Here is an 8,403-nt window from a genome sequence, read left to right as displayed (position 1 = left end):
TGTTGCACACTGACATCGGCCAGTACATCAGGGGAATCATATTCAGCCAGGGCGCCTGCGATTTCTTCTGGCAAGGCGCTGGAGCGGCTGGCGGGTTCGGTTCTGAAACGGTAATAGTCACTCAGACCACTGGATATAATGGTATCAGCGATGGCCTTGCAACCGGCGCAACAAAACTGTCGCTGCTGGTTATCAAAAATAAGCGTAAAGTCAAAACCGGCCGGTATCGGCTCATTACAGTGAAAACAATGTTTGGCTGTCACTGAGGAGCCCTGCTCAGTAACCAAGTTTAATTTCGCTCGCGACAGGTAGATTCAGTTCTGCCCGCAGTTTCCATTCTTTACTCGTATCCGAGACTACCAGCTGCCATTTTCCGGTAGGCGACAGTGGTAAATTAGCGACATACAGCAGTTCGCCGCTGCGCTCTGCGTCCAGAGCAAAATCACGTGCGGCCAGAGTAGGGTGGTAAAAGTCCAGATGCACTTTACCTTCCAGCACCGCATTTTCAGCAAAGCGCACGATGGCTTTGTCACCTGCGATAAGGATAGTAGCTTGTAAATTGCGCAGCGCAGCCTCACGGTATTTTGCCAGCTGCATATTAATTGCCCGTCCTTCTTTGTAGTAGTCATCGACTACCAGATCGGGAGAGTTCTGTTGCATGATAACTATGGTGTGCACTGCTTTTAACGCGGTAAATACCGGGATAGCAATCAATAGCCATGGCCACAGCTGTTTATACCAGGGTTTAGTGTCTTGCTGCATCGCTACCTCTGAACATAGAAATAAGCCCCAAACAGGGGCTTATTCTTATACGGATTGCCGGATTACTGTTGCGTTTCAGGTTTGTCCGGGTTTGATAACCGGTATACGTAAGCCGTCAGAATATGTACTTTATCTTCACCCAGTACATTTTTCCATGCCGGCATGACGCCATTACGGCCTTTGGTCAGGGTTTCTGCCACAGTATCTGCAGAGCCTCCGTATAACCAGATATTGTCTGTCAGGTTAGGTGCGCCAAATGGCAGATTATGTGCCACGCTGCCTTTACCGTCTGCACCATGGCAGGCTGCACACAGTGCAAACTTCGCTTTACCGGCTTCAGCATCACGGTCGTTGACAGTGCGGCCAGACAAGCTCAGCACGTAGGCTGTCATTTCTTTAATGCCTTGCTCACCTAAAGCGTCAAACCAACCTGGCATAGCAGCCTTACGGCCGTATAGCAGTGTTTCTTTGATTTTCTCCGGTGAACCGCCGTATAACCAGTCATTATCTGTCAGGTTTGGATAACCTTGCTGACCACGCGCATCCGAGCCATGGCACAGCGCACAGTTTTGTAAAAACAAGCGCTGACCGATTTTAATCGCTTCATCATCGTAAGCCAGGTCCAGTACGTCACGTTTAGCATATTGCTCGAAAATCGGGCCATATACTTCCTGGGCATGCACAACTTCGCGATCCAGCTGCACATTCAAGCCTTCTGCTTTGGCATGTTCAGCGGCTAAGCGTGATTCTTCCAGTGACTTTACGCCCTGGTTTGAACTGGTCCAGCCTAAAAAGCCTTTCCAGTTACCCAGGCCAGGGTAGGCGGCCAGATAGTACACTGACCACACCAGCGTCAGGACAAACATATAGGTCCACCAACGCGGCAGCGGGTTATTAATTTCCTCAATACCGTCAACTTCGTGTCCGGTGTTTTGATCTTCCGGCACGCCGACGTGGTTAGTGAGGTTCCATTTCAACAGCACGGCGCAGCCAATTAGCACCGGCAGGGTTAACACTATGATCCAAGCACTCCAAAAGCTACTCATGATCCGACTCCTGTTTGTTTTTTTGTTGTGCTTTTTGTTCGTCGTCAAACACCAGGTTCGCCGCCTGATCGAAATCTGATTTACGTTTTTTGCTGTAAGCCCAGATTACGAAGGCGACAAAGCCGACAAACAAAATCACGGTAAAAATACTATGTAACGTTGCGTATTCCATGAGTATTACTTCAAATGTGTGCCGAGCGACTGCAGATAGGCAATCAACGCCTGCATTTCTGTTTTACCCTTTACAGCATCAGCGGCACCCGCTATATCTTCGTCTGTGTACGGTACGCCTAAGGTGCGCATCACCGTTATTTTCTTTGCTGTGTCTTTGCCATCTAAAATATTGTCATTAAGCCATGGAAAAGCTGGCATATTGGACTGAGGCACTACTGAGCGCGGGTCCATTAAGTGGGCAAAGTGCCAGTCATCGCTGTAACGCTGACCAACGCGCGCCAGATCCGGGCCTGTACGCTTGGATCCCCACAGGAAAGGATGGTCCCAAACGCTTTCACCGGCAACAGAATAATGGCCGTAACGTTCAACCTCAGCACGAAACGGACGTATCATCTGGCTATGACAGCCAACACAGCCTTCACGGATATAAATATCGCGACCTTCCAGCTGCAGTGCAGTGTAAGGCACCATACCATCTACCGGCTGTGTCGTTTCATCCATAAAGAACAGCGGAGTGATCAGTACCAGAGTACCGAAGCTGATCGCAACGATGGTCAGAATAGCTAACAGACCCACGCTGCGTTCAATTTTGTCATGATGATTCTTGTTCGACATGATTTACCTCTTACGCCGCTGCCGGTACAGGTTGTAACGATTCATCTTTTGCACGTACGGTTTTGTACACGTTGTATGCCATTAACAGCATACCGGTCACCACAAACACACCGCCGATAAAACGCATCAGATAAAATGGCATAGACGCTTCCAGGCTTTGTACAAAGCTGTACGTCAGGGTGCCGTCAGTATTAACTGCGCGCCACATCATGCCCTGGGTGATACCCGAAATCCACATTGCTACGATATACAGCACCACGCCGATAGTATGCAGCCAGAAGTGGGTGTTAATCAGAGAAATACTGTACATACGGCCCTGGTTATACAACACCGGAATTAGATGATATATCGCACCGATAGAAATCATCGCAACCCAACCCAATGCACCAGAGTGTACGTGGCCTATAGTCCAGTCAGTGTAGTGCGACAGCGCATTTACAGACTTGATTGCCATCATCGGGCCTTCAAACGTCGACATGCCGTAGAATGACAGAGATACAATCAGGAAGCGTAAGATAGGGTCGGTTTTCAGCTTATGCCAGGCACCGGATAACGTCATGATACCGTTAATCATGCCGCCCCAGCTTGGCACAAACAGTACTACTGACATCACCATACCTAATGACTGTGTCCAGTCAGGCAGGGCAGTGTAGTGTAAATGGTGTGGACCGGCCCAGATATACAGTGCTATCAGTGCCCAGAAGTGCACAATTGACAAACGGTAAGAATAAACCGGACGACCTGCCTGCTTAGGTACGAAGTAGTACATCATACCCAGGAACCCAGCTGTCAGCAGGAAGCCTACCGCATTATGGCCATACCACCACTGGATCATCGCATCTACGGCGCCGGCATAAATTGAATAAGACTTAAAGGCACTGACCGGTATCGCCATGCTGTTGACGATGTGCAGTGCCGCAACGGTCAGAATAAAACCGCCGAGGAACCAGTTCGCCACATAAATATGGCTGGTTCTGCGTTTGACCAGCGTACCGAAGAATACAATGGCATAAGAAACCCAAACCAAAGTGATCAAAATATCAATTGGCCATTCCAGTTCAGCATACTCTTTTGTACTGGTTAACCCCAGAGGCAGCGTCACAATCGCTGAAACGATAACCGCTTGCCAGCCCCAGAATGTAAACATGGCCAGCTTTTCTGCAAACAGCCTTACCTGGCAGGTACGCTGCACAATGTAATAGCTGGTAGCAAACAGGGCGCTGGTACCAAACGCGAAAATAACCGCATTGGTATGTAAAGGACGAAGGCGACTATAGGTCAACCAAGGTGTATCGAAGTTTAATGCCGGCCAGTATAACTGGGCCGCAATTAACACGCCTACTGCCATACCTACAATACCCCAAAGCACTGTAGTTAAAGCAAACAGGCGGACAACGCTATAGTTGTAGTCAACATTTAACGAATTGGTCTGGCTCATGTTGAGTTCCGCTGCAGTTTGTGCTGGTTACTGATACAGGCTGGTAAACAGCCATTCTTGTTATAGACAGCTAATACACCCAGTAAATGCGATGTTTTGGCTGCCAATTTGGGGCTGCATATTAAGGGTTTTACCTACGAAAAGATAGGCAAAACAGCCCGTTTTATGATTTAGAACAAAGTTCAAGATTAATAATTACCCAATTCTAGCTGCTGTTTGAAGCTTTTTCGCAAAACAACATACAATACGCAAACTTTTTAGCGTTATCGGGTTAATCATGCGGCTATTTTATCTGGTTTTATTGGTAATTGGTGTAGTCAGCGGATGCCAGCCGGCTGACAAAGATCCCGTCTCATCGCGTTTGTTAATTGATGAATCGACAGTCCGGTTACAGCTTAGCCCAGCTGACGCTCCGGTTGAAACACCGCTGAAATTAAAGGTTAGTGGTGAAGATATAGTTGAAATCACCGGAGAAATCAGTGGTATCTCTATGTATATGGGGCGGGTACCGCTGAAGTTCAGCCGGCACGACTCTGTCTGGCAAGCGGAGTTTTTGCTTGGGGCGTGTAGTGATCCTAAGATGTTGTGGCAAGTTGAATTAGAACTGACTTTGACTGATGGAAAAAAACGATTGCTAAAACAACAGTTTCATTCCAGTTGGCAATAAAGCGGACAATTTTTGCTTGAATTGTGTTCAAAAAATCGCCAGTATCGCTCAGCAAAATAAATTGGAGTGAGCAAAATGACCAGTGAGTTTGTGCGTAATATACATCTGGCAACTGCGCAGAGGTTAAAAGAGCAAGGTGCTGATTTAAATGGTATTATTGAGCATTTTGAAAACGTTTACTTGCCGATGGATGAAGTGCCTGAAATGCTGGGGCAGCTTGGCTACCCGCAGCAGGATTTAAAACAGTTCTTAAAAGGCCTCGACTCCTGAACCCACGTCAGCTTGCCGCTTTGATTTGCTGCGTCAGATTGAGTGGTGCAGCATTGTCCAGCTGCAGTCTGGCTGTTTCGACACAAATAAACTCCAGATAGCTGTCGTCACGAAGATCCGTTATCTGCTGGCTGCGTTCCAGCCATGGGTTCCACACCACTGCTGCATCTTGTCCGCGTTGGCTCAGATTAACGGCCGACTGTGGCATCAGGATCTGCAAACTGGCAGCAGGTGAGGGATATACTCTGTCGACTTCTGCATTAAAAATTGCCTGCTCTGAAGTGTCAGATACCGTTGTTGCAGTTACCTTGTCGCTGTACTGTCGGGGCAAAGGCTGTACCCGGGTTTGCGCTAATTCTGTAATGGCGAAATAGCTGTGCAACGCGGCTTGTTGCAGTAATGTTGTGTTACAACATAAGTTAATAGTTAAACTGCTATCTAAAATAACCTGCAACTGCAATGTGACTTCGCCAACGTGGTGTGGCAAATTTTCTACAGTAATTTCAAGTGTTGCACTGGCCCGGCTGCTATATGCGTGTTGATTTACCAGCTGCCACATCCTGGTTCGCACGACTCCATGATTGGGTAGTTTGCCTTGTTTAGGGTTAACTCTGTTGTCCGCAGGGCCGAACCATGGCCAGCATACAGGTACGCCACCCCGAATGGGGGTCTGGTTATGCCACTGCGCTAAAGGAGATAGCCAAAGTTTGTCCACATCCGGTGCTGGCCGGTACGATAAGACCTGGCCACCATACAATGAGACCACTGCAGTGGCATTGCCATGTTGCAGCGTAATACAGGGCAGGTCAGTTAAATGTGCAAACCCGGTTTGCGTGATGATAGAACTGTTCAAAAGTCAGGCTCCTGATATTAGGGTGTCGCGGGCCAAAATAAAACAGCCAGCTTAAAGCTGGCTGTTTTATCATGCAATGCCTCAGGCGTGCTTCATAAATTCAACCGTGTTATCCAGCATACGGTTGCTGAAACCCCACTCGTTGTCGTACCAGCTCATTACTTTTACCAGACGGCCATTAACCCGTGTTTCTGTCGCATCAAAGATAGAAGATTTCGGATTATGGTTAAAATCGACTGATACCAAGGGTAAATCGTTTACTGCCAGCACTTCAGCCATAGGGCCTGACGCACAGGCTTTACGGATAATGTCATTTACTTCATCAATAGAGGTGTTACGGCCTGCGATAAAGCTTAAATCCACTAATGACACGTTGATGGTAGGCACACGTACGGCTAAGCCATCAAACTTGCCTACCAGCTCCGGCACAACCAGGCCAACCGCAGCAGCAGCACCGGTTTTTGTTGGGATCATTGACATGGCAGCAGCACGCGCACGGCGTACATCGGTGTGATAAACGTCACTTAAGCGCTGGTCATTGGTGTAAGCGTGAATAGTGGTCATCAGGCCTGACTCAATACCCAGTGCTTCATTTAATGGCTTTGCTATTGGTGCAAGGCAGTTGGTGGTGCAGGAAGCATTAGAAATAATGTTCATCTGCGGCGTCAAGATTTGATGGTTGACACCATATACCACCGTTGCATCGACATCTTTGGCCGGTGCAGAAATAATAACTTTCTTCGCGCCGGCTTCAAGGTGAGCACCAGCACTTTTACGATCAGTGAAAAGACCTGTACATTCCAGTACAACATCTACTTTAAGTTGCTGCCACGGCAGGTTAGCCGGGTTACGTTCACTCAGCGTCAGGATCTCATCCTGATTTACATAAATAGCTTTATCACTATGCTCAACGTTGGCAGCGAAAATACCATGTGCTGTGTCGTACTTCAGTAAATGGGCATTGATAGCGGCGTCGCCTAAATCATTAATCGCCACTACCTTAATGTCGTAGTTTTTGCTGCTCTCGTACAAAGCACGCAGCACGTTGCGGCCAATGCGACCAAAACCGTTGATTGCAACACGAATTGTCATACATACCCCGTCAAAATAGCTGTTATGAAACTGAACTGAATAATATGTGTAGTAAAATTACATTAATCGGCAGTTTTTTCAAGTTTAAAACGCTATAAAACCGGTATTTATGTAATTAAATGACATAAATGAACAATGACATTGGCTGCGATGGCGCCTAGAATGAGCGTTAGCCAACTGACAATATTAAGGATTTATCATGGATGCCGCCTTACTGGCTGAATTGATCGCATTTTGTGGCATTGAAACCGAATTTAACGATGCCTGGGGCAAGCCGACCCGGGTTAGTGAAACACAACAGCTGGAACTGTTAAAAGCGCAGGGCTTTGACATCGAAGATGACGATACCGCGCGGCTGCAACTACTGTCGAAGCAGCTTGACTTCTGGCAACAGCCATTGCAACAGGTGTCGGTGCAACGCCTTGGCGAACCGCTGCAGGTATCGCTCCAGGTTGCACTGGAACAGGCAAACACGGTTATGGCACTGCAGCTTACCAGTGAGGATGGCCAGAATTACACCTGCAACCTTACTCCGGTAGACGGTGAGCTGACTCAGGTTGTTGTGCTTGATGAGGTTGAATACCATCAGTATCTGCACGAACTGCCATGGCAATTGCCAGCAGGTTACCATCAGTTAGTTATCGCTGACAGCGCTCAGCAGCAACGGCTGATTATTACGCCTGGGCACTGCTTTCAACCGGAGCAGTTTAGCCGGCATAAGCAATGGGGCATTGCATTACAGCTCTATGCACTGCGCTCTGAACGTAATTGGGGCATCGGAGACTTTACCGACCTGAGTCATACCCTTAGCTATCTGGCTACAGTCGGGGCTGATTTTGTCGGCCTGAATCCTATTCATGCGTTGTATCCGGCAATGCCGGAAAGCGCCAGCCCTTATAGCCCGTCATCACGGCGCTGGCTGAATATCAGTTATATCGATGTTACCGCTATGCCGGGGTTTGCCAATTGCAGCCGCACCAAAACTTTGGTTGAAGCGCCAGCCTTTTTATCTCAGCTAAATGAACAGCGTAGTAAAGATTATGTTGATTACAGCGGCGTCATGCAGCTAAAGCTGCCGGTAATGAAAAGCTTGTATCAGTGGTTTAGTGAGCAGAAAAGTGCTAGCGCTAAAGATATCAATAAAACGTTTAAGCAGTTTAAGCTGCAAGGTGGCGACAGTTTGCGGCAACTGGCGTTATATGATGCATTACATGCGCATTTGTACCGGCAAAACAGTGATTACTGGGGCTGGCCAAACTGGCCGGAGCAATATCGTGATCCGGCATCAGACGCTGTTGTGCAGTTTAGCCAGCAACATAGCGCAGAGCTGGATTTTTACTGCTACCTACAGTTTATTGCGCAGCAGCAATTAGCGCAGGCGCAACAGGTTGCCAAGGAAGCGGGTATGCTGCTGGGGTTATACCGCGATTTGGCCGTAGGCGTCAGTGAAGCTTCAACCGAGATTTGGGCAAATCCGCAATTGTAC

The 8,403-nt window shown here is 48.0% G+C and carries 11 protein-coding genes; 3 read left to right on the top strand and 8 right to left on the bottom strand.

Annotated elements, in window-relative coordinates; genetic code table 11:
• From VIN66_RS13650 to ccoN, 6 genes are all read right to left on the bottom strand, one after another.
• On the bottom strand, positions 1-263 hold a 263-nt coding region (locus VIN66_RS13650; protein ID WP_331924490.1), incomplete at its 3' end, for a heavy metal translocating P-type ATPase metal-binding domain-containing protein.
• 13 nt (positions 264-276) lie between these two features.
• The gene (locus tag VIN66_RS13645) at positions 277-762 is read right to left on the bottom strand and encodes a FixH family protein (protein WP_331924489.1); all 486 of its coding nucleotides are present in this window, start codon (positions 760-762) and stop codon (positions 277-279) included.
• 62 nt (positions 763-824) lie between these two features.
• Complete coding sequence (ccoP, locus tag VIN66_RS13640; protein ID WP_331924488.1) at positions 825-1,808, bottom strand: cytochrome-c oxidase, cbb3-type subunit III; 984 nt, start codon at positions 1,806-1,808, stop codon at positions 825-827.
• Positions 1,801-1,980 (bottom strand): cbb3-type cytochrome oxidase subunit 3, encoded by a 180-nt coding sequence (locus VIN66_RS13635; RefSeq protein ID WP_134055030.1) that lies wholly within the window; start codon positions 1,978-1,980, stop codon positions 1,801-1,803. Before VIN66_RS13635 ends, ccoP begins: the two co-directional genes overlap by 8 nt.
• A 5-nt stretch (positions 1,981-1,985) precedes the next feature.
• The gene (ccoO, locus tag VIN66_RS13630) at positions 1,986-2,597 is read right to left on the bottom strand and encodes a cytochrome-c oxidase, cbb3-type subunit II (protein WP_331924487.1); all 612 of its coding nucleotides are present in this window, start codon (positions 2,595-2,597) and stop codon (positions 1,986-1,988) included.
• A 10-nt stretch (positions 2,598-2,607) separates the two neighbouring features.
• Positions 2,608-4,035 (bottom strand): cytochrome-c oxidase, cbb3-type subunit I, encoded by a 1,428-nt coding sequence (gene ccoN / locus VIN66_RS13625; protein WP_331924486.1) that lies wholly within the window; start codon positions 4,033-4,035, stop codon positions 2,608-2,610.
• A 277-nt stretch (positions 4,036-4,312) separates the two neighbouring features.
• On the opposite strand from ccoN, the gene VIN66_RS13620 reads away from it, so the two are divergent.
• Together VIN66_RS13620 and VIN66_RS13615 are read left to right on the top strand one after the other, a co-directional pair.
• A complete protein-coding gene (locus tag VIN66_RS13620) occupies positions 4,313-4,702 on the top strand; it encodes a hypothetical protein (protein ID WP_331924485.1) in 390 nt (129 codons plus the stop codon).
• Positions 4,703-4,777: 75 nt separating this feature from the next.
• Positions 4,778-4,972, top strand: coding sequence for a hypothetical protein (locus VIN66_RS13615; RefSeq protein ID WP_331924484.1), 195 nt, complete (start codon positions 4,778-4,780; stop codon positions 4,970-4,972).
• 7 nt (positions 4,973-4,979) lie between these two features.
• On the opposite strand, the gene VIN66_RS13610 is transcribed toward VIN66_RS13615, so the two are convergent.
• Both VIN66_RS13610 and gap read right to left on the bottom strand, forming a co-directional pair.
• Positions 4,980-5,825 (bottom strand): D-hexose-6-phosphate mutarotase, encoded by an 846-nt coding sequence (locus VIN66_RS13610; RefSeq protein ID WP_331924483.1) that lies wholly within the window; start codon positions 5,823-5,825, stop codon positions 4,980-4,982.
• 81 nt (positions 5,826-5,906) lie between these two features.
• Positions 5,907-6,917 (bottom strand): type I glyceraldehyde-3-phosphate dehydrogenase, encoded by a 1,011-nt coding sequence (gene gap / locus VIN66_RS13605; protein WP_134055018.1) that lies wholly within the window; start codon positions 6,915-6,917, stop codon positions 5,907-5,909.
• 199 nt (positions 6,918-7,116) lie between these two features.
• On the opposite strand from gap, the gene malQ reads away from it, so the two are divergent.
• Positions 7,117-8,403 (top strand): 4-alpha-glucanotransferase (malQ, locus tag VIN66_RS13600; protein ID WP_331924482.1); only part of this gene is annotated, 1,287 nt, incomplete at its 3' end.

This window comes from Rheinheimera sp. (assembly GCF_036568245.1).
Classification (GTDB): Bacteria; Pseudomonadota; Gammaproteobacteria; order Enterobacterales; family Alteromonadaceae; genus Alishewanella.
The sequence above is the reverse complement of the archived record's forward strand: the minus strand, read 5'-3'. Positions and strand labels throughout refer to the sequence as shown.